At 66.9% G+C, this 25,484-nt stretch carries 23 protein-coding genes; 8 read left to right on the top strand and 15 right to left on the bottom strand.

Translation table 11 applies throughout. The features are described 5' to 3' along the window. Positions 1–56 precede the first annotated feature (56 nt). From ACSQ24_RS26310 to ACSQ24_RS26340, 7 genes are all read right to left on the bottom strand, one after another. A complete protein-coding gene (locus ACSQ24_RS26310) occupies positions 57–1,394 on the bottom strand; it encodes an MmgE/PrpD family protein (protein ID WP_436097544.1) in 1,338 nt (445 codons plus the stop codon). Then, entirely contained in the window at positions 1,391–2,248 is an 858-nt protein-coding gene (locus ACSQ24_RS26315; RefSeq protein ID WP_436097545.1) for a nitrilase-related carbon-nitrogen hydrolase, read from the bottom strand. The genes ACSQ24_RS26310 and ACSQ24_RS26315 overlap by 4 nt, the downstream gene beginning before the upstream one ends. 29 nt (positions 2,249–2,277) lie before the next feature. Beyond that, positions 2,278–3,168 carry a glycine betaine ABC transporter substrate-binding protein gene (locus tag ACSQ24_RS26320; RefSeq protein WP_436097546.1) on the bottom strand — a complete coding sequence of 297 codons (891 nt, stop codon included), beginning with the start codon at positions 3,166–3,168 and terminating at the stop codon, positions 2,278–2,280. A 37-nt stretch (positions 3,169–3,205) separates the two neighbouring features. Further along, positions 3,206–3,934 carry an ABC transporter permease gene (locus ACSQ24_RS26325; protein ID WP_436097547.1) on the bottom strand — a complete coding sequence of 243 codons (729 nt, stop codon included), beginning with the start codon at positions 3,932–3,934 and terminating at the stop codon, positions 3,206–3,208. A gap of 1 nt (position 3,935) precedes the next feature. Further along, positions 3,936–5,042: an ABC transporter ATP-binding protein gene (locus ACSQ24_RS26330; RefSeq protein WP_436097548.1), complete on the bottom strand. Its 1,107-nt coding sequence runs from the start codon at positions 5,040–5,042 to the stop codon at positions 3,936–3,938. Beyond that, positions 5,039–5,671, bottom strand: coding sequence for an ABC transporter permease (locus ACSQ24_RS26335; protein ID WP_436097549.1), 633 nt, complete (start codon positions 5,669–5,671; stop codon positions 5,039–5,041). The genes ACSQ24_RS26330 and ACSQ24_RS26335 overlap by 4 nt, the downstream gene beginning before the upstream one ends. 139 nt (positions 5,672–5,810) lie before the next feature. Next, the gene (locus ACSQ24_RS26340; protein WP_436097550.1) at positions 5,811–6,803 is read right to left on the bottom strand and encodes a GlxA family transcriptional regulator; all 993 of its coding nucleotides are present in this window, start codon (positions 6,801–6,803) and stop codon (positions 5,811–5,813) included. A gap of 184 nt (positions 6,804–6,987) precedes the next feature. Between ACSQ24_RS26340 and ACSQ24_RS26345 the strand changes: the two genes are divergently transcribed. Together ACSQ24_RS26345 and ACSQ24_RS26350 are read left to right on the top strand one after the other, a co-directional pair. Continuing rightward, the gene (locus ACSQ24_RS26345; protein WP_436097551.1) at positions 6,988–8,226 is read left to right on the top strand and encodes an aromatic ring-hydroxylating oxygenase subunit alpha; all 1,239 of its coding nucleotides are present in this window, start codon (positions 6,988–6,990) and stop codon (positions 8,224–8,226) included. Further along, on the top strand, positions 8,223–9,281 hold the full coding sequence (locus ACSQ24_RS26350) for a 2Fe-2S iron-sulfur cluster-binding protein (protein WP_436097552.1): 1,059 nt from the start codon (positions 8,223–8,225) through the stop codon (positions 9,279–9,281). The genes ACSQ24_RS26345 and ACSQ24_RS26350 overlap by 4 nt, the downstream gene beginning before the upstream one ends. A gap of 3 nt (positions 9,282–9,284) precedes the next feature. Here the strand turns inward: ACSQ24_RS26350 and ACSQ24_RS26355 are convergent, their stop codons facing one another. The 8 genes from ACSQ24_RS26355 to ACSQ24_RS26390 form a co-directional block, all read right to left on the bottom strand. Then, complete coding sequence (locus ACSQ24_RS26355; RefSeq protein WP_436097553.1) at positions 9,285–10,121, bottom strand: peptidoglycan-binding protein; 837 nt, start codon at positions 10,119–10,121, stop codon at positions 9,285–9,287. 158 nt (positions 10,122–10,279) lie between these two features. Then, positions 10,280–11,446 (bottom strand): NAD(P)/FAD-dependent oxidoreductase, encoded by a 1,167-nt coding sequence (locus ACSQ24_RS26360; protein ID WP_436097554.1) that lies wholly within the window; start codon positions 11,444–11,446, stop codon positions 10,280–10,282. Between the two features lie 19 nt (positions 11,447–11,465). Beyond that, complete coding sequence (locus ACSQ24_RS26365) at positions 11,466–13,076, bottom strand: FAD-dependent oxidoreductase (protein ID WP_436097555.1); 1,611 nt, start codon at positions 13,074–13,076, stop codon at positions 11,466–11,468. A gap of 114 nt (positions 13,077–13,190) precedes the next feature. Beyond that, entirely contained in the window at positions 13,191–13,943 is a 753-nt protein-coding gene (locus ACSQ24_RS26370; protein ID WP_436097556.1) for an amino acid ABC transporter ATP-binding protein, read from the bottom strand. A gap of 2 nt (positions 13,944–13,945) precedes the next feature. After that, positions 13,946–14,797 carry an amino acid ABC transporter permease gene (locus ACSQ24_RS26375; RefSeq protein WP_436097557.1) on the bottom strand — a complete coding sequence of 284 codons (852 nt, stop codon included), beginning with the start codon at positions 14,795–14,797 and terminating at the stop codon, positions 13,946–13,948. Beyond that, on the bottom strand, positions 14,794–15,543 hold the full coding sequence (locus ACSQ24_RS26380; protein WP_436097558.1) for an amino acid ABC transporter permease: 750 nt from the start codon (positions 15,541–15,543) through the stop codon (positions 14,794–14,796). The genes ACSQ24_RS26375 and ACSQ24_RS26380 overlap by 4 nt, the downstream gene beginning before the upstream one ends. 108 nt (positions 15,544–15,651) lie before the next feature. Beyond that, on the bottom strand, positions 15,652–16,473 hold the full coding sequence (locus ACSQ24_RS26385) for a transporter substrate-binding domain-containing protein (RefSeq protein WP_436097559.1): 822 nt from the start codon (positions 16,471–16,473) through the stop codon (positions 15,652–15,654). A gap of 87 nt (positions 16,474–16,560) precedes the next feature. Continuing rightward, entirely contained in the window at positions 16,561–17,562 is a 1,002-nt protein-coding gene (locus ACSQ24_RS26390; RefSeq protein ID WP_436097560.1) for a GlxA family transcriptional regulator, read from the bottom strand. A 55-nt stretch (positions 17,563–17,617) separates the two neighbouring features. Between ACSQ24_RS26390 and ACSQ24_RS26395 the strand changes: the two genes are divergently transcribed. From ACSQ24_RS26395 to ACSQ24_RS26420, 6 genes are all read left to right on the top strand, one after another. Further along, positions 17,618–18,868 (top strand): sarcosine oxidase subunit beta family protein, encoded by a 1,251-nt coding sequence (locus ACSQ24_RS26395; protein WP_436097561.1) that lies wholly within the window; start codon positions 17,618–17,620, stop codon positions 18,866–18,868. Between the two features lie 21 nt (positions 18,869–18,889). Continuing rightward, positions 18,890–19,165 (top strand): sarcosine oxidase subunit delta, encoded by a 276-nt coding sequence (locus ACSQ24_RS26400; protein ID WP_436097562.1) that lies wholly within the window; start codon positions 18,890–18,892, stop codon positions 19,163–19,165. After that, positions 19,162–22,143 carry a sarcosine oxidase subunit alpha family protein gene (locus ACSQ24_RS26405; RefSeq protein ID WP_436097563.1) on the top strand — a complete coding sequence of 994 codons (2,982 nt, stop codon included), beginning with the start codon at positions 19,162–19,164 and terminating at the stop codon, positions 22,141–22,143. The genes ACSQ24_RS26400 and ACSQ24_RS26405 overlap by 4 nt, the downstream gene beginning before the upstream one ends. Further along, positions 22,136–22,768 carry a sarcosine oxidase subunit gamma gene (locus tag ACSQ24_RS26410; protein ID WP_436097564.1) on the top strand — a complete coding sequence of 211 codons (633 nt, stop codon included), beginning with the start codon at positions 22,136–22,138 and terminating at the stop codon, positions 22,766–22,768. Before ACSQ24_RS26405 ends, ACSQ24_RS26410 begins: the two co-directional genes overlap by 8 nt. A gap of 87 nt (positions 22,769–22,855) precedes the next feature. Continuing rightward, positions 22,856–23,719, top strand: a complete 864-nt coding sequence (gene purU, locus ACSQ24_RS26415; RefSeq protein ID WP_436097565.1) for a formyltetrahydrofolate deformylase — start codon at positions 22,856–22,858, stop codon at positions 23,717–23,719. Between the two features lie 109 nt (positions 23,720–23,828). Beyond that, complete coding sequence (locus ACSQ24_RS26420) at positions 23,829–25,481, top strand: ABC transporter substrate-binding protein (protein ID WP_436097566.1); 1,653 nt, start codon at positions 23,829–23,831, stop codon at positions 25,479–25,481. Positions 25,482–25,484 lie beyond the last annotated feature (3 nt).

The raw sequence follows: 25,484 nt of genomic DNA on the forward strand, positions 1-25,484 counted from the left end.
TCGCCGAGCGGATCACGGTGCTGGTCGCCGGGCAGATCCGTCCGACGGCTTCGAATTCAAATCGGCGCAAACAGGTTCCGGCAGAGGGATTCCATCGTGCCTCGCCCGGTGAGCGTCAGGCAATTATCGACCAGTGCGATGCTGCGCTCATTGTCGAGTGCGGCGGTGGCGAAATCGAATTTCGCAAGCAGGTCTGCGTCCGACAGGGGACAGGCTCTGTCGCCGCGAGCGGCCCTGGCCGCGGATTCAACGATCTGACCTGACTTCAGGACGAGGCGCAGGCGTGCAAGCCGCTCCACCGGAAAACGTCGGGAGAATTCGGTCTCCTCGATGAGCCGGACACGGAGCAGCATGCCGTGGATCGCGGGGTCGCCCAGCCCATCGGCGCCGATCTCGTCCGCGCCGAGCTGCCCGCGCACGATGTAGGCGGCCAGTGGGTAGCCGATCGCATACTGCGCTGCCTCCGTCGTCGTCGGCAGCTGCGCGCCCAGGCGCACCGCCTCGTGGAAGGTGTCGACCTCGATGCGTTCAATGTCAGATGCCGCAAGAGCATGCCCGGACAGGAGGCGGCTTGCAGCCTCGATTGCCGGCTGAGCCCAGCGACAGACCGGCCACGGCTTGAAATACTGATCGAGGATCAGCCCGTGCTCGCCGAGATCGGCCCAGATCGCGGCCTGATCGGGTGCCTCCATGGTGATCGCTGGAGCTCCCGTGAAGCCGTCCCTCGCGAGATAGGCGGCGCTGACGCCGGCCAGGGCGCCCCAGCCCGAGCCGTCCTTGACCATGGTCGGGTGGTCGATGCAGCGCATCATCTGGCTGCGCGGACCGTGATATTCGGCGATGCCGAGCGCATGACGGGTGCGCTCGCGGTCAAGGCCGAGCAGGCGGGCGGCGACGGCGGCGCAGCCCAGCGTGTTCCAGGCGCCGGAGGTGTGGTAGTCGCAGGCGCTGGCGTGCAGGGCGATGCCGGCGCGCGTCGCGATCTCATAGCCCAAGACGAGGCAGCTCAGCAGCGCCTCGCCGTCGAGAGCGCAATCATCGAGCAGCCCTTCGGCATCCGCGACTGCGAGCAGCGCCGGCAGGATCGCGACCCCGGCATGGCCCTTGGTCAAGGCGTGACCGTCATGTGCGTCGAAGGAATCGATCGTCGTGGCTCCGGCGAAGGCCGCGCCCGCAGCGCTTGCCCGGCGCCCGTCGAAGAGCAGGCGCGCGCTCTTTCGTCCGGCGCCGAGATGGTCGATCGCGAAATCATGCGCGATGCGGGAGAGCTGCGTCTGCCGACCGCTGATAGCGACACCGACGAGATCGAGCAGGCAACGGCGGGCCTGATGAACCACTTCGGCCGGCAGGCGGGAGAACGTCAGGCCATGAATGCAGTCGACCGGATCATTCACGCTCGCAAGCTTTCGTCTTTCGAGATCAAATCGCGCAGCAACGCTCCGATCAGCATCGGGTCGCCGTCACGCGCAGTCGGCAGACGGCGCCGAGCCGCTTCGCCGTCGGCTTGCGAGAGCTCGGCGACGATGAGCCCGGGCGCAGTCCCGGCCCGGGCAAGCTCGTGGCCGGAGGCATCGAGGATGCGCGATCCGCCCCAGAACGCCGCGCCGCCGCGCATGCCGCAATGATTGGCGAAGAGGGTCGGCAGGCCGTAGGTCATCGCGGTATGAGCGAGGTTGATCTCCCAACCGCGCGGATTGTCGAAGCCGCCTCCGACTGCGCCGAGCGCCGAGGCTGCCGGCAGTAGCAGCAGATTGGCGCCACCGAGCGCGGCGAGCCAAGGCAGTGCCGGGTTCCAGGCATCGGCGCAGATCAGCGTGGTGGCGCGCCAACCCGGTGCCAGCTCGGTCGAAGAAAGATCGCTGCCGCGGGCATAGACGCGGTCCTCGCACAAGGTGCCGTAGCCGGGCAGGTTGAGCTTGCGATGGATCGCGAGCAGCTTGCCGTTGCGGAAGAGGCCCTGGCTGTTGAAGAAGCGGCCCTGTTCGTCGCGCTCGATGAAGCCGGCCGAGACGGTGATGCCGTCCGCCGCTTCGGCGAGGCGCATGAGCACTTCGGCATCCGGCTTCAGGGCCAGGGTCTTGCAATCGGGCGCGGCGAGATAGTCGGTCAGCGACAGCTCGGGAAACAGCAGCAGCTCTGCGCCCTCGCCGCACGCCCTGACGATGGCGTCGAGGTGCGCAGCGAGGTTTGCGGAGAGATCGGCCGGCTCGCACAGGATCTGGGCGACCGCGACCTTCAGCGTCGACATGGGACCCTCGCGGGGTTTAGACGGAGCGATCAGACCAGCGATTGCGCCTTGAGGAAGCCGGCCGCGACCTCCTCGATGCTCTTCTTGTCGACATCGACCGAGGCGTTGAGCCTGGCCATCGTCGCATCGTCGAGCTTGGCGGAGAGCCCGTTCAGGAATTCTGCCAGCTTCGGGTTCTTGTCGAGCGTCTCCTTGCGGATGACGGGCGTCATCGCATAGGTCGGGAAATAGCCCTTGGTGTCCGTCAGGATCACGAAATCGAAGGCCGGGACGCGTCCGTCGGTGGCAAAGACGAGGCCGACATCGACCTGACTGTCGCGCAGCGCCTGGTAGACCAGGCCGGTATCCATCCGCACCACGTTCTCTCGGCCGAAATCGAAGCCATAGGTCTTCTGCAGCGGCGCGAGCCCGTCGGGACGGGCGTAGAACTCGGCATTGCAGCCGAACTTCAGGGCCTGGCCCCCCGTCACCTTGGCAGAGAGGTCGTCAAGCGTCTTGACGCCCTTGGCGTCGGCGTCCTTCTTGCGCATGGCGAGCGCATAGGTGTTGTTCGCTCTGGACGGATTCAGCCAGACGAGGCCCTTGGCGGCATCGAGTTCCTTGACCTTGGCATAGGTTGCGGCCGCATCCAGCTTGTCGCTCACCTTGTTGAAGGTGATCAGCGACGTACCGGTATATTCCCAATAGAGGTCGATCTGCCCGGCTTCCTGCGCCTGACGCAGCGGCGCGGTGCCCAGCCCGGCGCGCTTGTCGACCGTGAAGCCCTTGGCCTTGAGCAACTGCGTCGTCATCTCCGCCATGATCTGCTGTTCGGTGAAATTCTTGCCGCCGACGACGACGGACTGCGCCTGCGCGGCGAGGGGCAGGACGGCGAAGGCCAGCGTGGCGGAGGCGAGACCTAGGAAGGTGCGCTTGAGCATGGTCGTGTTCCCCTTTTCTGGTTGAATGGGCCGCTGCTCAGCGCAGCGGGTTGACGCCTTTCGGGATCAGCCAGAACTGGATCTGGCCGATCAGGAAATCGACGAGCACGGCGAGCAGCGCAGTCGGGATCGCCCCCGCCAGCAGCATGCTCGGCTCCATCAAATCGATGCCGGTGAAGATCAGCTCGCCCAGGCCGCCGCCGCCGATCAGGAAGGCCAGCGGCACCGTGCCGATATTGATGGCGAAGGCGGTGCGCACGCCGGCGAGGATGACAAAGACGGCGTTGGGCAGTTCGACCCGCCGCAGGATCTGGCCGGGCGTCATGCCCATGCCGCGCGCCGCCTCGATCAAATGCTGCGGCACGGAGCGCAGGCCGGCGATGGTGTTGAGCACGATCGGCAGCAATGTCAGCACGAAGAGCGCGAAGATCGCCGGCGGCGAGCCGATGCCGAGGAACGACATCGCGATCGCAAGCAGGGCGAGCGTCGGGATGGTGGTGCCGAGATTGACGATCTGCGTCACCGCGTCGGCGAAAATCTCGAAGCGTGGCCGTGTCAGCATGATGCCGAGCGGAATGCCGACGACGAGCGCGATCGCGCCCGACATCGCGGCGAGCGCAAGGTGCTGGCGGATGAGATAGGTGACATCCTGCGCGTGGCTGAGGATGGCGGGAATCGTGCCGCGCGCCTGCAGCCAGGCGCCGAGCGCGAAGGCGCCGAAGACGACAAGCCAGCGAAGCGTTCCGGCGAGGCCCGCGCGCCCCATCTCAGCTTTCCCGATAGGTCGCGCCGAGCACCTGGGTGATGCTCTTCTGGGTGACGTAGCCCTTGTAGAAGCCGTCATCGTCGACGCAGGCGAGCCAGGTCACGCCATGGGTGAACATCTGCGAGACGGCGGTGCGCAGGTCGTCGCGGATGTTGACGACGCCGGGCAGTGGCTCCTGGTGCTCGCCGACCGTGCCCTTGCGCTCGCGCGCCTCCTCCAACCGTATCACGCCACGGGCCCGGCCACGCGGGCCGACCATCACCACCGAGACATGGCCGTGCTCCTCCATCAGCTTCACGGCGGTATCGAGCGTGTCCTCGGCGCGCACGCGCGGCGGCTCGGCCATCATCGCGTCGGTGACCTTGATCAGCCGCAGCCGCTTCAATGTCCGGTCGGAGCCCACGAATTCCGAGACGAAGGCGTCGACCGGATGGGCGAGGATGTTGTCGGGCGTGTCGTACTGGATCAGCTTGCCGTCGCGGAAGATCGCGATGCGGCTCGCCATCTTCACGGCTTCGTCGATGTCATGGCTGACGAAGACGATGGTCTTCCTGAGCTCGGCCTGGAGCTTCATGAACTCGTCCTGGATCACCTCGCGGTTGATCGGGTCGATCGCCCCGAAAGGCTCGTCCATCAGCAGGACCGGCGGGTCGGCGGCGAGCGCGCGCACCACGCCGACGCGCTGCTGCTGGCCGCCGGAGAGCTGCTTGGGATAGCGCTTCAGGAAAACCGACGGGTCGAGATTGACCATGTCGAGCAATTCGGCAGCACGCTTGCGCGACTTCGCTGTCGGCCAGCCGAGCAGGTCCGGCACGACGCAGATGTTCTCCTCGATCGTCATGTTGGGGAACAGGCCGATCTGCTGGATGACGTAGCCGATCGAGCGGCGCAGGCTGACCTCGTCGACACCAGCCGTATCCTTGCCGTCGACATAGATCCTGCCCGAGGTCGGCGGGATCAGCCGGTTGATCATCTTCATGGTCGTGGTCTTGCCGCAGCCTGACGGGCCGAGCAGGACGCAGACGGCGCCTGCCGGCACCTCCATGTCGATGCGGTCGACGGCGATCATCGTCCCGAAATGCTTGGAGACCTGATCGAGACGGATCATTTCAGCCTCAATCCCGGCGAGGTGAGCAGGCGCTGCGCGAAGAGCAGGCCATAGTCGGCGAGGATCGCGAGCAGGCTGACGGCGATGGCACCGGTCAGGAGTTGGCGGATGTCGGTCTGCGAAATGCCGCGCGAGATGAAGGTGCCGAGCCCGCCGGCGCCGATATAGGTCGCGATCGCGGCGATCGCGATGTTGAGCACCACGGCGCTGCGCACGCCGTTGAGGATCACCGGCAGCGCCAGCGGCAGCTCGACCCGGCGCAGCCGCTCGAGCGTCGTCATGCCCATGCCGCGCGCCGCCTCGCGCAGCGCCGGATCGACGTTCATGATCGCCGTATAGGTGTTCCGGATGATCGGCAGCTGGGCATAAAGGATGAGCGCGATCACCGCAGGCAGGTAGCCGATGCCGTGGCCGATCGTCGAAAGCAGCGGGATCAGGACACCGAACAGCGCGATCGAGGGGATCGTGATGATGATCGAGGCGATGTAGAGCACCGTGTCGGCGGCGCGCCGGTTCTGCGTGATCGCGATGCCTGTCGGCACACCGGTCAGGATCGCGACGCCGACCGAGACGGCCACGAGCGAGACGTGCTCCAGCATCCGCTGCCCGATCACGGGAAGATTCGCCATGATGAAGGCGATCGTTTCCACTGCCGCTCCCCGCCGACGGTTATCGGTCTTGCGCTAAAAGTGTCGATCAGAACTGTTCGAGGCTCGGGCCGGGGAAGCGACACCGAACATCGCGGTTACGACTTGCCGCGCGCTCGCCTCAGGCGATCGGGACCGTCGCCGCCTCGTCGATCGCCGGCCGCCCGCGCAACTGGCTCGGCCGCACGCCCTGGAGCTTCCTGAACCAGTGGGCGAAATGCGAGGTCGAGGTGAAGCCGGCCGCGATCGCGACCTCGAGGATCGGGCGATCGGAGTAGAGGAGCAGTTCCCGCGCCCGGTCGATGCGCAGGGAGAGATAATAGCGTGCCGGCGAGGTCTGGAGATAACGCAGGAACAGTCGCTCCAGCTGGCGCGGGCTCATGCCGACCTTCCCGGCGATCTCGGCGATCGAGATCGTGTCCTCGACATGGCGCTGCATCAGCCTGACCGCGTTGCGCACGGCCGGCGGCAGGCTCGTCATCCGCTCCAGCCGGCCGCCGCTCTGGTTGTCGCGCTCGTCGCGGATACGATCATGGTGGAACTGGTTGGCGACGCGGCGCGCAAGATCGGCGCCATGCCGTTCCGTGATGAGATGCAGCATCAGGTCCATCGCCGCGGTGCCGCCGGAGCAGGTCATGCGGTCGCGGTCGATCTCGTAGAGCTTATCGGTACAGACCAGATCAGGGAACTCCTCCTGGAAGGCCGGGCGGTTCTCCCAATGGATCGTCGAGCGATAGCCGTCGAGCAGACCGGCGCGGGCGAGCAGATAGGTGCCGGTGGAGAGCGAGCCGACGCGTATGCCGGCGCGTACCGCCTTGCGCAGGATCGCGAGATAGCGCCGCTCGTCGACCGACTGGATGCGCAGGCCGCCGCAGACAAGGAAGTAATGCGAGCCGGGCAGGGCGGTCTCGGCCGGCTCGGTCGGGATCGGGATGCCGTTCGAGGCGGCCAGGATGACGCCATCGAGGCTCGCCAGCCGCCAGCGCCAGGCCTCCCGATCGATCAGCCGGTTGAGCGAGCGCAGCGGCTCGATGGCCGAGGCCACGCTCATCATCGAGAAACCCTCGACGAGCAAGAGAGTGACGATCTGGGTGCCGGCTGGCGCCTCGCTCATGCCTTGACCTCCTCCAGCGATGATCCGGCCTGGAGCCGTTCCAAGGAAAGCGGATTTCCGACATTGTTGCAATGAAAGCGACATGCGTTCGTCGGAAAGCTTGCCAGCCAGGTCGGAATATTCCGGCCTCTCCGCCCTCCGGCGGCGCAAGATCGTGGCCTACACACCCGCAGGGTCTCAGCCGATGATCGATCGCGACCGCATCCGCCAGCTCCTCGCCGAGCGACGCGAGGGCTTCAGCCTGCCGCAGGCCTTCTATGTCGACCCGGCAATGCACGAGACCGACATCAAGGTGGTGTTCGAGACCGATTGGCTGTTCGCCTGCAATGCCTGCGAGATCAGGAAACCGGGCGACTATCTCACTCTAACGGTCGGCGAGAATCCGGTGATCGTGCTGCGCGACCGCGACGGTCAGGTGCGCGCCTTCCATAACAGCTGCCGTCATCGCGGTTCGCGCATCTGTGGCCATGAGAAGGGCCGCGCCAACCGCCTCGTCTGCCCCTATCACCAATGGGTCTACGAGCTCGACGGCTCGCTGCTCAACGCCCGCCAGATGCCTGCAGATTTCGACCGCTCGGCCCATGGGCTGAAGCCCGTGCATGTCGAGGTGATCTGCGGCATGGTCTATATCTGCCTTGCCGATGATCCCCCCGACCTGACGCGCTATCGCGAGGCGGTGACGCCCTATATCGCGCCGCATATGCCGGAGCGCACCAAGGTTGCCTTCGAGATGACCTTGATCGAGGACGCCAACTGGAAGCTCGTCATCGAGAATAATCGCGAGTGCTACCACTGCGCCGGCAACCATCCCGAGCTCCTGGTGACGCTGGTCGAGTTCGCACTGCCGGACGATCCGCGCGGGCCGGCCGAGTTCAAGGGGCTGATGGATCGCAAGACGGCGAAGTGGGATGCACTGGGCCTGCCGCATCAGCCTGTCGATGGCGGAGAGGAGTTCCGCTGCATCCGCCTGCCGTTCCATGAAGGGGCGCTGTCGTTCACGCTCGATGGCGGACCGGCCTGCCGGAAGCTGCTCGCGGATTTCACTGAACCCGATCTCGGCTCGGTCAGGATGTTCCGCGTGCCGAACAACTGGAACCACTTCCTCGCCGATCACATCCTGCATTTCCGGGTGCTGCCGCTCTCGCAGGACAAGACCGCGGTGCGCACGACCTGGCTGGTGCATGAGGATGCGGTCGAAGGCATCGATTACGACATCCAGCGGCTGACCGAGGTCTGGATCGCGACCAATGCGCAGGATGCCGAGCTCGCGGCGGTGAACCATGCCGGCATCCGCTCGATGGGCTACCAGCCCGGGCCTTACGCCCCGACCGAGTTCATGCTGATCAATTTCACCAACTGGTATGCCGGCAAGATGGCGGCCTATGCCGGCGAGCCCGCTCCGTTCAGGATGGCCGCCGAATGAGCGGCGATAGCCTGGACGCGCCGACAGCGGACGCATCCTCGGCCGGCCTGCTGCAACTGACCGTCGCCGGCATCCGCTATGAGACGCATGACGTGAAGACTTTCGTCTTCCGACCCGAGGAGGGCGTGCCCGCCTATGCCGCCGGCCAGTCGATGACGCTGAAGCTGCAGATCGACGGCGAGACCCTGTTCCGCACCTTCTCGCTCGCCTCGGCGCCTGACGTCTCGGGCACGATCGCGATGACGATCAAGGCTCATGCCAAGGGCCGCGCCACCCGCTGGCTGCACGATGAGCTCGTGGTGGGCGCGCGGCTCGAAGGCCGGCCGCCGAAGGGCCGCTTCACCATCGACAATCGCACGACCGACAGGCTCGCTCTGATCTCGGCCGGCTCGGGTGCGAGCCCGTTGATGGCGATGCTGCGCCACCTCGCGGCGACTGCGCCTGATACCGATGTGCACTGGCTCCATGCGGCGCGCATGCCGCGCGACATCCTGTTCGCCGGTGAACTCGCCGAACTGCAGGCGCGGATGCCGAAACTGAAAGTCGCGATGCTCGTCAGCCGGCCGGAGCCCGGCTGGTTCGGCTTCAGCGGCCGGCTCGGCCGAAGGCTGGTCTCGGTCGCGCTGCCGGATTACGGGCGCCGCGAGGTCTTCTGCTGCGGTCCCGCCGGCTTCATGGAGGAGGCGCGGCTGATCCATGCCGCCGAGGGTGGCACGCGCGAACTCTTCCATGTCGAGCATTTCGGCGCTGTCGCAGCCGTCGCGCCGCCTCCGGTCCCAGCCGATGCACCGGCTGGAGGCTATGCGGTCACGTTCGGCGACAAGCATTTCACCGCGCAGCCGGGCGAAACGCTGCTGCAGGCGGCGACGCGCCAGACCATTATCATCCCCTGCGGCTGCGCCTTGGGGATGTGCGGCACCTGCAGGGTCGCTCTCGTCGAGGGCTCCGTCGAGATGCGGCACGAAGGCGGGATCTCACCCGAGGAGGAAGCGCAGGGCTACATCCTCGCCTGCTCCTCGCGAGCGCGCTCGGATGTGACGATCGCACTGCAATGAGCGTCACACGCCGAGGGCGTCGATAGTCTTCTGATCCAGAAGGCCGTTCTTCGGCAGCCCCGTTTCGGCTTGGAATATCTTGAGGGCAGTGCGGCTGTTCTTGCCGAAGATGCCATCGATCGAGCCCTGATAAAGGCCGAGATCGGCAAGCTTGATCTGGATCGCCTTGAGTCGCGCGGTCGAGAGCGCGATTTCCTTGAGCTCGACCGCCGGGGCTGCCGTGCCTGGCCACGCGACGATCTCCTGGACCCTCTCCAACCAGTGGAAGCGATCCTGAAGCCCGACGGTGCCCCCGTTTATCCGCTTGGTGAGAGCGACGAAGTCGCCCTGATCGCAAAGCGGGTTGATCCGTTTCCAGGTCCAGAAGGCGCAGGCGATCCGTAACGCGTGCTCCGGTTCCAGAGCGAGCTCCGGATTCCTTTCCAGATTCAGCCCGGCCTGGTCGCCGACCTCGCGATAACCCTCGCGGCCGGTGATCTGGATATAGCCTCGACCGCGAAACCTGAAGCCGTCCCCTGGCTTGTCGTTGCCCATGCGCCCGCCATAGACCTTGTTGGCAAGGGCTTCCGGGTTGCCGGCAAGGCCGTCCGTCGAGGCCAGCGTCGGAAAGCGCGCTGGCCAGACCTGCATCATGCGCCTTGCCGAATAGTTCATGTTCTCACTGCGGATCCGCAGTCCGCCGGACTCATGGCCCATCTGGGCAAGGAAGAAATGCAGTCGATTGCGCCGCTCGGAAATACCGAACTCCGGCAACAAGCTGCCGGATTGTTCGGAGAAGTGGCGGAGATTGGCCTCCTCTGCCGATGGATAGAGCCTGCGAAGAAGTTCAAGGCCGAGCATGCTGCCCTCCGACACGCAAGACGTTCGCGATCCGGCTGTCGCAGTGCGGCTCGCGCGAAACACTGTCGAAAGGCGGATTGCAAGAATAGCGCGGAGATTAACGCAACATTACGCAACGTCAACTTGAGATTGCAGGGCGAGATTGATCTGTCGCGAGACTACGCCGCCAATGCCTCGGTCGCGGCGGTCACCTGCCAGCCCTGCAACTCGCGCCAGTCCGGCTCCAGCTCGGCGAAACGCGCCAGCCTGAAACTCGAGATGTCGGCGAAGCCGCAGGCGCCATCCACCACGAGATCGCGGATCGCCCGCCCGCTCGCCGGCGAGAGGCCGAAGCCGACGCTCGACAGCGTCGCCACCACGACATTGGCCTGTGAAGCAAGGCGGTCGATCACCGGCCGGCCGTCCGGCGTGTTCTCGACGACGCCGGCCCAGGAGCGGATGATGCGGGCATGCGCCGCCCTGGGCAGCAATTCGGCGAGGCGCCTGCCCATGTGCAACATCAGCGGTGTGGTCGGTTTAGGCAGCGTGCCCTCTTCGGCCAGCGCCAGCCATTCATGCGGCCCACCGCCATAGGCGAGATTGCCGCGCAGTGTCTGGCGGCCATAGAGCCCGCAGCCATCGACACCGCCGAGCGGCATCAGCGGCAGCGGCTCGGTCACGATCATCTCGCAGCGGGCCGACTGCACCGGCACCTCTTGCCCGAGCATGGCGGAGAGCCGCCCGGTCTGCGGGCCGGCGGCGAGCACAAGGCTGTCGCAGCCGACCTCGCCGCGATCGGTCTCGACGGCGGTGACGCGGCCGCCTTCGGTCCGGAAGCCGGTGACGGTGGTGTGCTGCAGGATGCGCCCGCCATGGTCCTGCATCGCCCAGGCATAGCCCTGCAGCGTCCGGTGCGGGTTGGCATGGCCGCCGAACTTGTAGTGATAGCCGCCGACGATGGTGTCGCCCGCAAGCGGGACGAGTTCCTTGGCCTGCTTGACGTCGAGCACCTCCGATTGGAAGCCCTGCCGCTCGGCGTTGCGCAGGGCACGGCCATAGAGTGCCATCTGCTGCTCGCTGGAGGCGAGGCGAACGCGCTCCCCCCGGAATTCGGTAGGATAGCCGAGCAACTCGTCCATGATCGGCCAGAGCCGCTGCTCCTCGGCGAAGAGGGGCGAATGGTGGTGTGAGCAGCCGCCGCCATTGCGGCCGGAGGCCTCCCAGCCGATCAGGCCCTTTTCCAGCACCAGCACGTCGATGCCGCCCTGCGCCAGCCACCAGCCGGCGGAAAGGCCCGTGACGCCGCCGCCGACGATCACGACCGAGGCTCCCTTGATCTCGCTCATGAGTTAGAGCTCCTCGGTCTCATTCGCTCGCGACAGGGCCGGTCGCGTCATTGGTTGCGACGGTGTAGCGCTCCGGAACCTCCCAGAACGGTACCCATTGCGCGTGCATGCCGAACCAGGTGTCCCAATGTTCGGCCTGCTCGGGCGCTTCGGGCACCTGCGCCGTCATCGACAGCGGCATCGGCCTGACCGGAGCCCGATAGCCCGCGAGCGGGATCGCCGAGAGCCGCTGCGCCGCGCCGAGCGCCAGCAGGGCGGCGACCTGTTCGCGGCAGCGGCGGCCCTGACAGGGGCCCATGCCGGCGCGCGTCAGGCGCTTGACCTGGTCGGGATCGGGCGGGCCTTCGCCGAGCAGCGCCGAGAGCGAGCGGTCGTTGCGGCGCTCGTTCTGCCAATCGAGATAGCGCGGTGGACGGACCTCGAGGATCTCGCGCGCCGTCACCTCCTCGCATTGGCAGACATGGAACTCGGCCCGCGCCTCGATGACGCTCGCCCGGACCCAGGCGAGGCGATAGTCGGAGATATCGCATTCCGGGGCCGGCAAGGCCGGGGCCTGCTCATCAGTTGCAGTCGTGCCGAGGGCAGCTATGGCACGCACCGCCTCCGCCTCGGCGATTGTCCGGTCGCGTGTCTTATCCGCCCAGATCCCGGCGCAGTCGCCGATCGCATAGACGTTCGCGACGCTGGTTCTCTGGTTCGCGTCGAGTACCGGCGCGTAGCCGCCGCGCTCGGCCTGGAACGCCATTTTGCAGCCGGCTGCGTCGATCAGATCGACGACCGGGGTGGTGCCGACAGCCAGCACGATGCCGTCACAGGCGAGGGCGTGTTCCTCTTCCGCAGGCTTGCCGTTCTCGTCGATCTTCGCCAGCAGTGCCGCTTCGACGCTGTCGCGACCGGCGGCCTCGCGCACGATATGGCGCGTCACGATCTCCGTGCCGCCTTCGCGCAGACTGGCGAGCAGCGTCGCATCGCCGATGGCCTCGGACGCCTGCTCGACGATGGCGACGATCGTGGCGCCTGCCTCGCGTAGCGCCAGCGCCGCGGTCAGCGCCTCCGTGCTCGAGCCGAGGAGCACGATCCGGCGCGGACCCAGTGCGCCATAGCGCGTCGCAAGGCTGAGCGCGGCGGTGGCGCCCATAACGCCCGGCTTCTCCCAGCCGGGGAAGCCGAGGCCCATGTCGCGGCGGCCACAGGAGAGGATGACGTGCTCCGCCTGCACCAGAAAACTGCGCTCGTCGTCGGCGAGGCCGGCGACCAGGCCGGGCATCCAGCCGAGCGCCGGACCATTGGCGTAGAGCGCCCAGCAGGCGGTCCCGAGGCGGAGATCGACGCCGGCCTCGAAGGCCTCGGCGATCCGCGGCTCGGAGGTGACGAACGCCTCCATCATGGCGTTGCGGTTGCGGACGCTCGCCGCCATCCCCTGGCCGAAATGCAGCGGCACCTCGTCCCCCATCGTCTTGAACGGAACGGGGTTCTCATCGACCAGCAGGACACTCAAGCCCCGCGCTGCCGCCCCGATCGCAGCTGCGAGACCGGCTGGGCCGGCGCCGACGACGAGGACATCGACGCTCTCGGCGATGGCGAGGGGCTTGCCGGTGACGGATTTGGGGTCGGAGGCCGGGACGGTCATGGGCTGCGCTTTCGAATGACTGCGTTCATTCTTGGCTCCGGCGCCTGGCGGAGCCGGCCGGTTTTGCGACATTGACCGGTCGGGACGCGACATCCGGCTCAGGCACCTGCCGCCTCAGAGAACCTGCTCGAGGAAAGCGCGGGTGCGGGTCTCGCGCGGCGCCCCGAAGAACTCGGCCGGCGGCGCGTGCTCGACGATCACGCCGCCATCGGTGAAGTAGACATGGTCAGCGACCTCGCGGGCGAAGCCCATCTCGTGGGTGACCAGGATGCAGGTCATACCCTCGGCCGCGAGGTCGCGGATGGTGACCAGCACCTCCTTCTTGGTCTCGGGGTCGAGCGCGGCGGTGACCTCGTCGAAGAGCATGACCTTCGGGTTCATCGCCAGCGAGCGGGCGATGGCGACGCGCTGCTGTTGGCCGCCGGAGAGTTCGCCGGGATAGGCGTCGTGCTTGTGCGAGAGGCCGACCTTTGCAAGCAGGCGCTTGGCCCGCTCCTCGACCTCGGCGCGGTCCTGCTTCAGCACATGGACCGGCGCCATCATCACGTTCTGCAGTGCCGTCTTGTGCGGGAAGAGATTGTATTGCTGGAAGACGATGCCGACATCGCGGCGCAGCGCAAGCTTGTCCAGAGCGGAATCGTTGACCTGTCGGCCGGCGACGGTGATCGAGCCCCGGCTGATCGGCACCAGCGCGTTGATGCAGCGCAGCAGCGTCGATTTGCCCGAGCCGGACGGGCCGATGATGCAGACAGTCTCCCCGCGGCGGATGGTGAGGCTCACATCCTTGAGCACCGCGAAGGCGCCGAACGCCTTCTCGACGCCCTCGACGACGACGACCGGCTCGCCGAGTTGGTGCTTGGCGGCCATGGTCATCCCTTCACATTGAAGCGGCGCTCGAGCGCCATGGTGAGGCGCGCGATCGGATAGCAATAGGCGAAGAACATCATCATCAGCAGCAGGTACATCGGCAGCATCAGCTCCGGCCTGCTCTCCGCGACGAGGGCGGCGCGCGTGATGGTGAGTCCGTCCTGGATGCCGACGACCGAGATCAGCGTCGTCGCCATGGTCAGGATGGCGTAGAGGTTCATCCAGGGCGGCAGCATCCGTTTCACCGCCTGCGGCAGGATGATCATCCACATCGTCTGGCGGCGGGTGAAGGCGAGCGCCTCGGCCGATTCCCACTGGCCGGAGGGGATCGAGCGAATGCCGCCGCGCACGATCTCCGAGACATTGGCCGCGACCGGCAGCGCGAGCCCGATGATCGCCTTGACCCAGGCCGGGAAGGCGATGGTGACCGGCCCGAGCCTGATCTCGAAGGGCAGGAGGAACATCGCGTAGAACAGCAGGACGAGCCAGGGTGCGTTGCGGAAGAACTGCGTCGCTGCCCAGGCCGGCTTGCGCAGCGCCGCCGATGGCGAGACCTGGCCGATGCCGAACAGCACGCCGACCGCGGTCCCCAGCGCCATGGAAAGGAAGCTGATCAGCAGGTTGAACAGGAAGCCCTGGAAGATCAGCGGCGCCCAGCGCAGCAGGATGGTGACGGCGCTGTCGCGCGCGGTGGGAGCCGTCACCTGCGCCACGGCAAGGGAGGCGGCGAAGACGATGACGACACCGGCGACGAGGCCAGCGCTGAGCAGAGCCGGTGCGGCGAGCCCGCTCGGCGCGATCGACGGCGCGCGGAATGGCTTCAGGACCGGGAGATCGGTTGCGACAGTCTTCATGGCATGTAGCCCGGAATGCGCATGGCCCGCTCCCAGCGATGCATCACCCAGACCAGCACTGCGACGAGCAGCACATAGGCCACAAGCAGCACGTTCATCATCTCGCGGACATTGAAGACCTCGGACCAGATCTGCGAGGCGGCGTAGAGCAGTTCGGGTACGCCGATGGCGTAGGCGAGCGTGGTGGTCTTCACGAGGTTGACGAGGTTGTTGTTGAGCGCCGGCAGGCAGATGCGGAAGGCGAGCGGCAGCACGATCTGGCGCCAGAGCTGGAAGCGGGTATAGCCGAGCGATTCCGCCGCCTCGACCATCGTCTCCGGTACCGCCTCGATCCCGGCGCGGAAGATCTCGACGTTGAAGGCGCCGGCGAAGAGCGAGAGCGAGACGATCGCCCAGCCGGTACCGCTGACGAGGGGCGACTGCCCGCCGAAGCCGTCCGAGACTGTCGGCAGCAGGCTACCCACGGCGAAGTAGAAGAAGGAGAGCTGCACCAGCGGCGGCGTGTTCCGGAAGAACTGGACGTAAGCCCGCACCAGGAGCCGGCCGAGCCGAGAATTGCTGCCGGCTATCCAGACGCCAAGCAGCCCGATCGCGAGCGAGGCCAGGATCGAGACGATGCAGATATAGGTCGTCGTCCACAGCCCGGTCAGGAAACGCGAGCGGTCGAAGGCGTCGTAGAAGATCGAGAAGTTGAGGCCGTGAGCCTCGTTCAGGCGCTCGAAGAAAGCGGCGATCATGTCCGACATCGCGGGTGAGCTTGGTGCGTCATGGTCGGGCTTGACCCGACCATCTCGGAAACCAGAGCCTTCTGGTCATGAGATTCTCGGGGCAAGCCCGAGAATGACGCACCGAGGCTACGAGCCGCCCTTCAGCTTCTTGTTGGTCTCGATCAGATAGGGGCTCTGCTTGATGCCCCATTTGGTCTCGAGCGCGAGCAGCTTGCCGCTCTTGTGCCAGTCGACCGACATGTCCTTGACCAGCTTGGCGAAGGGGCCGTCGAGATCGTCGAGGCGCACGCCGATCGCCCAGAGTTGCGGGTCCTCGGAGGTCAGCGGCATCTCGTAGTTCGCCCATTTCGGATCGCCGCCCGACAGCGTTGAGACGATCAGCGTGTCGTCGAACAGGAAGGCGACGCAGTTGTTGCCCTGCAACGCGTTCAGCCCGTCCGGCACCGAGGGGAACACGACCATGTCCGGCGCATAGATCTGCGAGACGCGGCGATTGTAATAGGCGCCCTGCACGGCGCAGACCTTGCGGCCCTTGAGGTCTTCCCATTTCTTCAGGCCAGCGCTCTTGGGCGCGAGCACATTGGTGGCCCCCGCATAGTAGTTCGGCTCGATCATGCCGATCTGCTTGCGCCGGTCCTGCGTGTCGCCGAGCGTCGCCAGGATCATGTCGATGCGGCCCTGGCGCAGGAACTCGATGCGGTTGGCGGCGATCACCGGCACCATTTCGAGCTTCACGCCGATCTTGCCCGCAACCTCCTGGGCTAGATCGATCTCGAGGCCGACGATCTTGCCCGACGGATCGAGGAAGCCCCAGGGCTTGTAGTCGTTCTTGACGCCGACGGTGAGGACGCCCTTCTCCTTGATCTTGGCGAGCGTGTCCTGTGCGAAGGCCGGCACGGCGGCGAGCGTGGCTGCGACTGCGAGCGCCAAAGCGGTCAGTCGTTTCATCGGCTGCGATCCCCTTGTTTTATTTGAAGCTCTAGCTTCCGGCGGATCGGCGCACAGATTTGACGCAGTGCGACGCTTTCTTGACTCTCAGCGCCGATCCGGACGGGCCTTCTGAAGCCGCTCGGCTCGCGGCGGATGGCCGAAGCGCTCGCGATAGCTGCGCGAGAAATGACTAGCGCTGGCAAAGCCGCAGGCGAGAGCCGTCTCGAGGATCGACAGGCTGGTCTGGCGCAGCAGGTCGCGGGCACGGTCGAGGCGCAAAGCGAGGTAGTGCTCGCCGAGCGAGCGGCCGAGATGCTGGCGAAACAGGCGTTCGAGCTGGCGCAAAGAAACATTGGCGAGTCGGGCGAGCTCCTCACGCGGTTCGGGGGTCTCGATGGTCTGTTCCATGCGTGCGATCACGCGCAGCAGGGGCGCATGCGCGATGCCGAGCCGCTCGCGCAGCGGCATGCGTTGGGGCCCCGCGCCCTCGCGGACATGGGTCTGGAGGAACCATTCGCTGACAGCGAGCGCCAGCTCGCTGCCGTGCTCGCGTGCGATCACGGCGTGCATCATGTCGAGCGGCGCGGTGCCACCGCTGCAGGTCAGCCGGTCGCGGTCGATCTCGTACAAGGAGCGCCGCAGGTCGAGGTTGGGATATTCCTCCAGCAAGGCTGGGGCATGCTCCCAGTGGATCGTGAAGCGATAACCGGCGAGGAGGTTGGCGCGCGCCAGCAGATAGGGTCCGCCCGAGACGCCGCCGATCCGGACGCCACGCCGCGCGAGCTGGCGCAGCCAGGCGAAGGTCGGCTGATGCTGGAAGAGCGCCGGATTGCCGCCGGCGCAGACGAAGAGGTAGTCGAGCCGAAGCTCGGCGCCGACACTGGCATCGGCGGCGATGGCGACACCGTTCGAGGCCGGCGCCGCGGCGCCGTCGATCGAGACATGGCTCCAGCGATAAAGCGGCCGGCCCGAGAGCCGGTTGGCGGCGCGCAGCGGCTCGATCGCCGAGGCATAGGGCAGCAGCGCAAAGTCCGGGATCAGCAGGAAGCCGATGTGGTTCGGCGTACTGTCGTCGCTATCGGACAATCGCGTGTCGCTATCGAGCATGTCGGCGAGCCTATGTCGGTCAATCTCCTGAAGACAAGACCGCCCGGACCCGTCGATGCGCTATTCCATCTTCTCGCTGCTGTCGCAGACCCTTCAGGGCCACAAGGGCTGGACTCCGGCCTGGCGCGATCCCGCGCCGAAGCCCGAATACGATGTCATCATCATCGGTGGCGGCGGCCACGGCCTGGCGACGGCGCATTACCTCGCCAGCCGGCACGGCATCAGCAATGTCGCGGTACTGGAGAAGGGCTATCTCGGCTCCGGCAATGTCGGCCGCAACACCACGATCATCCGCTCGAACTACCTCTTACCCGGCAACACTCCCTTCTACGAGCTCTCGATGAAGCTCTGGGAGGGGCTTGAGCAGGACCTGAACTACAACGCCATGGTCAGCCAGCGCGGCGTGCTGAACCTCTATCATTCCGACGCACAGCGCGACGCCTTCGCCCGGCGCGGCAACGCGATGCGGCTCGCCGGGGTCGATGCCGAACTGCTCGGCACCGAGCAGGTCCGGGCGATGCTGCCCTATCTGGACTTTGACAATGCCCGCTTCCCGATCGAGGGCGGATTGCTGCAGCGCCGCGGTGGCTCGGCCCGGCACGACGCCGTCGCCTGGGGCTTTGCGCGCGCCGCCGACAGCCGCAGCGTCGACATGATCCAGAACTGCGAGGTCACCGGCTTCACCATGTCGGGCGGGCGCGTCGTCGGTGTCGAGACCTCGCGCGGGCCGATCCGGGCGAAGAAGATCGCCATGGCGGTCGCAGGCAACTCGTCGCGGGTCGCGGCGATGGCGGGCCTGCGCCTGCCGATCGAGACCCATGTCCTGCAGGCCTTCGTCTCGGAGGGCCTCAAGCCGCTGATCGACGGCGTCGTCACCTTCGGCGCCGGGCACTTCTACATCAGCCAGTCCGACAAGGGCGGCCTCGTCTTCGGCGGCGATATCGACGGCTACAATTCCTACGCCCAGCGCGGCAACCTGCCGGTGATCGAGGACGTGATGGAATCGGCGATGGCGCTGTGGCCGGGTCTCGGCCGGGTGCGGATGCTGCGCCATTGGGGCGGGGTCATGGACATGTCGATGGACGGCTCGCCGATCATCGACCTCGCACCGGTCGACGGCCTCTATCTCAATGCCGGCTGGTGCTATGGCGGCTTCAAGGCGACGCCGGCCTCGGGCTTCTGCTTCGCCCATCTGATCGCAACGGGGCAGCCGCACCCGGTCGCGGCCGCCTACCGGCTCGACCGCTTCGCCACCGGGCACGTGATCGACGAGAAGGGCGCAGGCGCCCAGCCGAACCTGCACTGACAGCCCGCCGCCGAGGATATCATGCGCATCACCTGTCCCCATTGCGGCGCGCGCGACGCCCAGGAATTCAGCTATCTCGGCGCCGCGGATCCGCAGCGGCCCGATGGCATGGCCGCGAGCGAGGCCGCGATGGCTAATTACGTCTATCAGCGCGACAACCCGGCCGGTGTCCATCGCGAGCTCTGGTATCACGCCGCCGGCTGCCATGCCTGGCTGGTGGTCACACGCGACACCCGTACCCACATGATCGCGGCAGTCGAGCCCGCAAAGGCGCGCAAAGCGGGAGCGGCAGCATGAGCGCACAGCCTTTCCGCCTCGCCTCAGGCGGCCTGATCGACCGCGGCCGGGCGCTGGATTTCAGCTTCGACGGCAAATCCTACCGAGGCTATGCCGGCGACACGCTGGCCTCGGCGCTGCTCGCCAATGGTGTGCGCCTGGTCGGCCGCTCGTTCAAATATCACCGTCCGCGCGGCGTCCTCTCGGCCGGGCCGGAGGAGCCGAATGCGCTGGTCGAACTGCGCTCCGGTGCGCGCCGCGAGCCCAACACCCGCGCGACAGTGGTCGAGTTGTTCGCCGGGCTGGAGGCGGCGAGCCAGAACCGCTGGCCCTCGCTCGCCTTCGACCTGCTCTCGCTCAACGGGCTGATCTCGCCGGCGCTGGTCGCCGGCTTCTACTACAAGACCTTCATGTGGCCGGCCTCCTTCTGGGAGAAGCTCTACGAGCCGCTGATCCGCCGCGCCGCCGGCCTCGGCCGCGCTGCCGGAGCGGAAGATCCCGACCATTACGAAAAAGCCTTCGCCTTCTGCGACCTGCTGGTGATCGGCGGCGGGCCGGCTGGCCTCGCAGCCGCGCTGGCGGCCGGGCGCAGCGGCGCCCGCGTCATCCTCTGCGATGAGGATTTCCGGCTGGGCGGACGCCTGCTGGCGGAAAGGCGCGAGATCGGCGGCAAGCCGGCCGCCGAATGGCTTGCCGCGACGCTGGCCGAGCTCGAAAGCCTGCCGGAGGTGCGGGTCATGCCGCGCACCACCGTGTTCGGCCTGTACGACCACGGCATCTACGGCGCGGTCGAGCAGGTCGCCGACCATCTGCCGGAGCCGCCGGCGCATCAGCCGCGCCAGCGCGGCTGGCGCATCCATGCCAAGCGGGCGATCCTCGCTGCGGGCGCACTCGAACGGCCGATTGTGTTTGCAGGCAATGATCGGCCCGGCGTCATGCTGGCCGGGGCGGTGCGCTCTTACGTCAACCGCCATCGCGTGCTGCCCGGCCGCGAGAGCGTGCTGTTCACAGCGGGCGACGACGGCTGGACGACAGCGCGCGACATCGCCGCGGCGGGTGGCAAGGTCGCTGCGATCGTCGATTCCCGTCCCGCCGATCCGGCGCGCAAGGCGCTGGCGGACAGGCTCGGCGCGCGGCTCTTCGCCGGCGGCGCTGTGACGGGCACGCGTGGTGGACGGCAGATCAGCGGCGTCGCGATCCGCGATGCCTCGGGAACGGTGACCGAGCTCGCCTGCGACTTGCTCGCCGTCTCGAATGGCTGGAACCCGACATTGCACCTGACCTCGCACCAGAACGGCAAGCCGGCCTGGGACGAGGCGCTGCAATGCTTCGTGCCGGGCAGCCTGCCGGCGGGTCTTGCGGTCGCGGGCAGCGCCGCCGGGCGCTTCACCCTGGCACAGGCGCTGGAGGACGGTGCAAGGCTCGGGCGTGAGGCGGCCACCGAGGCCGGTCTCGCCGCCAAGGCGGTCGAGCCAACCCCAGCGACCGATCCGGAGACGACAGGGCTTGCACCGCTCTGGCGGGTGAGCGGCGGCAAGGGGAAAGCCTTCGTCGACTACCAGAACGACGTCACCGACAAGGATGTCGAGATCGCCGCCCGCGAGGGCTTCCGGCCGGTGGAGCATCTCAAGCGTTACACCACGCTCGGCATGGCGACCGACCAGGGCAAGACCTCGAACCTCTCCGGGCTCGCGATCATGGCCGAGCAGACCGGCCGAACGATCCCGCAGACCGGCACCACGACCTTCCGCCCGCCCTATACACCGGTCGCAATCGGCGCGCTCGCCGGCCACCATCGCGGCAAGGACTTCAGGCCGGTGCGCCTTGCCCCGACCCATGACTGGTCGAAGGAGCAAGGCGCCGTCTTCGTCGAGTCCGGCCCTTGGCTGCGGGCGCAATACTATCCGCGCCCCGGCGAGGCGGACTGGCTGGCGACGGTGAACCGCGAGGTCAAGGCGGTGCGCGCGAGCGTCGGCATCTGCGACGTCTCGACGCTCGGCAAGATCGACATTCAGGGCGCTGATGCCGCCGAGTTCCTGGAGCGGGTCTACACCAACGGCTGGAAAACGCTGCCTGTCGGCAAGGCCCGCTACGGGCTGATGCTGCGCGAGGACGGCTTCGTCATGGACGACGGCACCACCTCGCGCCTCGGCGAGACGCATTTCCTGATGACGACCACCACCTCCAATGCCGGCAAGGTGATGCAACATCTCGAATTCTGCCACCAGGTGCTCTGGCCGGAGCTCGACCTCCGCATGGTCTCGGTCTCCGAGCAATGGGCGCAGGTCGCCGTCGCCGGGCCGAAGGCGCGTGAAACCCTGCGCGGCGTCGTCGATGCCCAGCACGACCTCTCGAACGAGGCCCTGCCCTATCTCGCGGCGCGCGCCGTCACTGTCGGCGGCGGCATACCGGCGCGGCTGTTCCGCATCTCCTTCTCGGGCGAGCTCGCCTATGAGCTGGCCGTGCCGGCGGACTATGGCGATGCGATGGTTCGGGCGCTGATGCAGGCGGGCAATCCCTTCGGCATCACGCCCTACGGCACCGAGGCGCTCGGTGTGATGCGCATCGAAAAAGGCCATGTCGCCGGCAACGAGCTCAACGGCCAGACCACGGCGCGCGATCTTGGCCTCGGCAAGATGATGTCGTCGAAGAAGGATTATGTCGGTCGGCTGATGGCGGGCCGGCAGGCCCTGGTCGAGCAGAACCGGCTCTCCTTCGTCGGCTTCAAGCCGGTCGACCCCGCCCAGCGCCTGCGGGCTGGTGCGCATTTCATCGGCGTCGGCAGGCCGGCGGTGATGGAGAACGACGAGGGTTACATGACCTCGGTCGCCTGCTCGCCGCATCTCGATCACTGGATCGGCCTTGGCCTGATCAGGGGTGGCGCCGCTCGCATCGGCGAGCGCGTGCGCGCCTATGACCCGGTGCGCAATGGCGACGTCGTCGTTGAGATCTGCTCGCCCGTCTTCGTCGATCCCGAAGGAGCCCGCCTCCATGGCTGAGACAGCGCCCTCATGGGTGCCGCGCAGCGCCTGGGCGGGCATCGCGCAGGCAGGGCAGATCGGCTCGCCCGGCCCGGCCGGCGTCACCGCGACCTTGCTCGACGGCTTCGGCCTGGCGACACTGATCGCCGCGCCGGGCGGGGCTGCAGCCTTGTCTGACCTCGTCGAAAGCCGGGTCGGCGTCGCCTTGCCGTCCTCGCCACGCATCGTCTCGCGTGCATCTCACGATGCGATCTGGTCCGGCCCCGATCAATGGCTGCTGCGCGCCGCCGCGCGCGAGGGCTTCGCCGACCTTCTGGAGGCGCTGTCGGCCCAGGCTGCCGTCAGCGACCTGAGTGATGCGCGCGCGGCCATGCGGCTCAGCGGCCCGCATGTGCGTGCCGCGCTGGCCAAGGGCGTGATGCTCGATCTCCACCCTGCTGCCTTCGCTGTCGGCGATGCCGCTCTGACGAGCGTCGCCCATATCGGTCTGCATCTCTGGCAGCTCGCCGACGGACCGGACGGATCGGTGTTCGAGATCATGGTCGCACGCAGCATGGTGGGCAGCTTCTGGTCCTGGCTCGCCGCCTCAGCCGCCGAGTTCGGCTGCCGGGTTTCTATAGACCGCGCAGCGGGCCGAGGTTGACGGCAGCGCGCAGCGCGCCATCCCTTCCGCCGACCTTTCCAGATCCTCATCCTTCAAGGGCCCGTGCGAGCGGGTTGATCCTTCCTCATGTCCAATTCTCCTATGATCCTTGCCTTGTCCTGCCCCGACCGACCGGGCATCGTTGCCGCCGTCTCGACGCTGCTGGCCGAGGCCGGCTGCAACATCCGCGACGCACAGCAATTCGACGACCTCGAAACCGGCCGCTTCTTCATGCGGGTCGTGTTCGACCGGCTGGAAGGCGCTCGTAGCGCCGCCGAGATCCGTAGCCTCGTCGATGATCTGGCGACGCATTTCAAGATGACCGTCTCGCTGCGCGATGCCGCCGCCCGCAAGCGCGTGCTGCTGCTGGTCTCGAAGTTCGACCATTGCCTGGTCGACCTGATCTATCGCTGGCGGATCGGCGAATTGCCGATGGAGATCGTCGGCATCGTCTCCAACCATGAGCGCGCCGCGATCGCCTCGATCGATATCGGCGACCTGCCCTTCCACCATCTGCCGGTAACGCGCCAGACCAAGATGGAGCAGGAAGCGGAGGTCTGGCGGATCGTGCAGGAGAGCAAGACCGACCTCGTCGTGCTCGCCCGCTACATGCAGGTCCTGTCGGACGGCCTGTCCGCCAAGCTCGCCGGGCGCTGCATCAACATCCACCACTCGTTCCTGCCGGGCTTCAAGGGCGCCAAGCCCTATCACCAGGCGCATGAGCGCGGCGTGAAGCTGATCGGCGCGACCGCGCACTACGTCACCCCGGACCTCGACGAGGGGCCGATCATCGAACAGGACGTCGAGCGCATCAGCCATCGCGACACGCCTGACGACCTCGTGCGCAAGGGCCGCGACATCGAGCGGCGCGTGCTCGCCCGGGCAGTGCGCTACCATCTGGAGGATCGCGTGCTGCTCAACGGCAAGAAGGCCGTCGTCTTCACAGATTGATTTTGAATGTCAGCGGAGGCAGACGGCCCGCCGGATCCAATGGCACGCCCATTGCTAGCTCCTCCTCGATCCGCGCGAACCAACGCCGGGCCTTGAGGGGAGCATCGTCATGTCGTCCAGGTTCATCACGCGCGCCGCAGTGCTGGCGTTCGGATTCTCGACCGCATTGGCCACCACCGCGCTGGCCCAGGAGAAAGTGCTGCGCATCGGCATGACCGCCGCGGATATCCCGCGCACTCATGGCCAGCCCGACCAGGGTTTTGAAGGCAATCGCTTCACCGGCATCCCGATGTATGACGGGCTGACCAATTGGGATCTGTCCTCGGCCGAGAAGGCGAGCGTCGTCATTCCCGGCCTCGCGACCGAGTGGGCGGTCGATGCCAACGACAAGACAAAATGGGTCTTCAAACTCAGGCCCGGCGTGAAATTCCAGGACGGCTCCGCCTTCGATGCCGCCGCCGTCGTCTGGAATGTCGACAAAGTGCTCAATAAAGAGGCAGCGCAGTTCGCCCCGGACCAGATCGGCGTCACTGTCTCGCGCATGCCGACCCTGAAGGCGGCAAAGGTCGTCGACCCGCTGACCGTCGAGCTCACAACCTCGGAGCCCGACGCCTTCCTGCCGATCAACCTGACCAATCTCTACATGGCCTCGCCTGCGCATTGGGCAGCCAAGCTCGCGGCGGTGCCGGCTTCGGTGACCGAGCCGGCCGAGCGCTCCAAGCAGGCCTGGGCCGCCTTCTCGGCCGACCCCTCCGGCACCGGTCCGTTCAAGGGCGTCAAGCTCTCGCCGCGCGAGCGCTTCGAGATGGTCGCCAACAAGAGCTATTGGGACCCCAAGCGGGTGCCGAAGATCGATCGCGTCGTGCTGCTGCCGCTGCCCGAGGCGAATGCCCGGACCGCAGCTCTGCTTTCGGGTCAGGTCGACTGGATCGAGGCGCCGTCGCCCGACGCCGTACCGCAGATCAAGCAGCGCGGCTTCATGGTCTATACCAACGCCCAGCCGCATGTCTGGCCCTGGCAACTCTCCTTCGCCGAAGGCTCGGTCTGGCTCGACAAGAAGGTGCGCCACGCCGCCAATCTTTGCGTCAACCGCGAGGAGCTGAAGACCCTGCTCGGCGGGCTGATGGAGGTGCCGAAGGGCACGGTGCCGCCCGGCCATCCCTGGTGGGGCAATCCGAAGTTCGAGATCAAATACGATCTCGATGCCGCCAAGAAGCTGATGACCGAAGCCGGCTTCTCGGCATCCAAGCCGGCGAAGGTCAAGGTTCTGACCTCGGCCTCCGGCTCCGGCCAGATGCAGCCGCTGCCGATGAACGAGTTCATGCAGCAGGCGCTGAAGGACTGCTATTTCGACGTCGCGCTCGAGGTCGGCGAATGGAATGCCGTCTTTACCAATTGGCGCGAAGGCGCCAAGCACGCCAATGCCCGCGGCGCCAACGCGACCAACGTCACCTATGCGGCGATGGACCCGTTCTTCGCCATGGTCCGCTTCGTCTCGACCAAGACCTTCCCGCCGGTCTCCAACAATTGGGGCTATTTCGGCAATGACGAGTTCGACAAGCTGATCGCCGACGCCCGCACCTCCTTCGACGGCACCGCCCGCGACGCGGCGCTGGCCAAGCTCCATGCCCGCATCGTCGAGGAAGCGCCCTTCGTCTGGGTGGCGCATGATGTCGGCCCGCGCGCGCTCTCGGCCAAGGTCAAGGGCGTGGTCCAGCCGAAGAGCTGGTTCATCGACCTTGCGCCGATGTCGATGGAGTGACGA

The organism is Allobosea sp. LjRoot237 (assembly GCF_964253285.1).
Classification (GTDB): domain Bacteria; phylum Pseudomonadota; class Alphaproteobacteria; order Rhizobiales; family Beijerinckiaceae; genus Allobosea.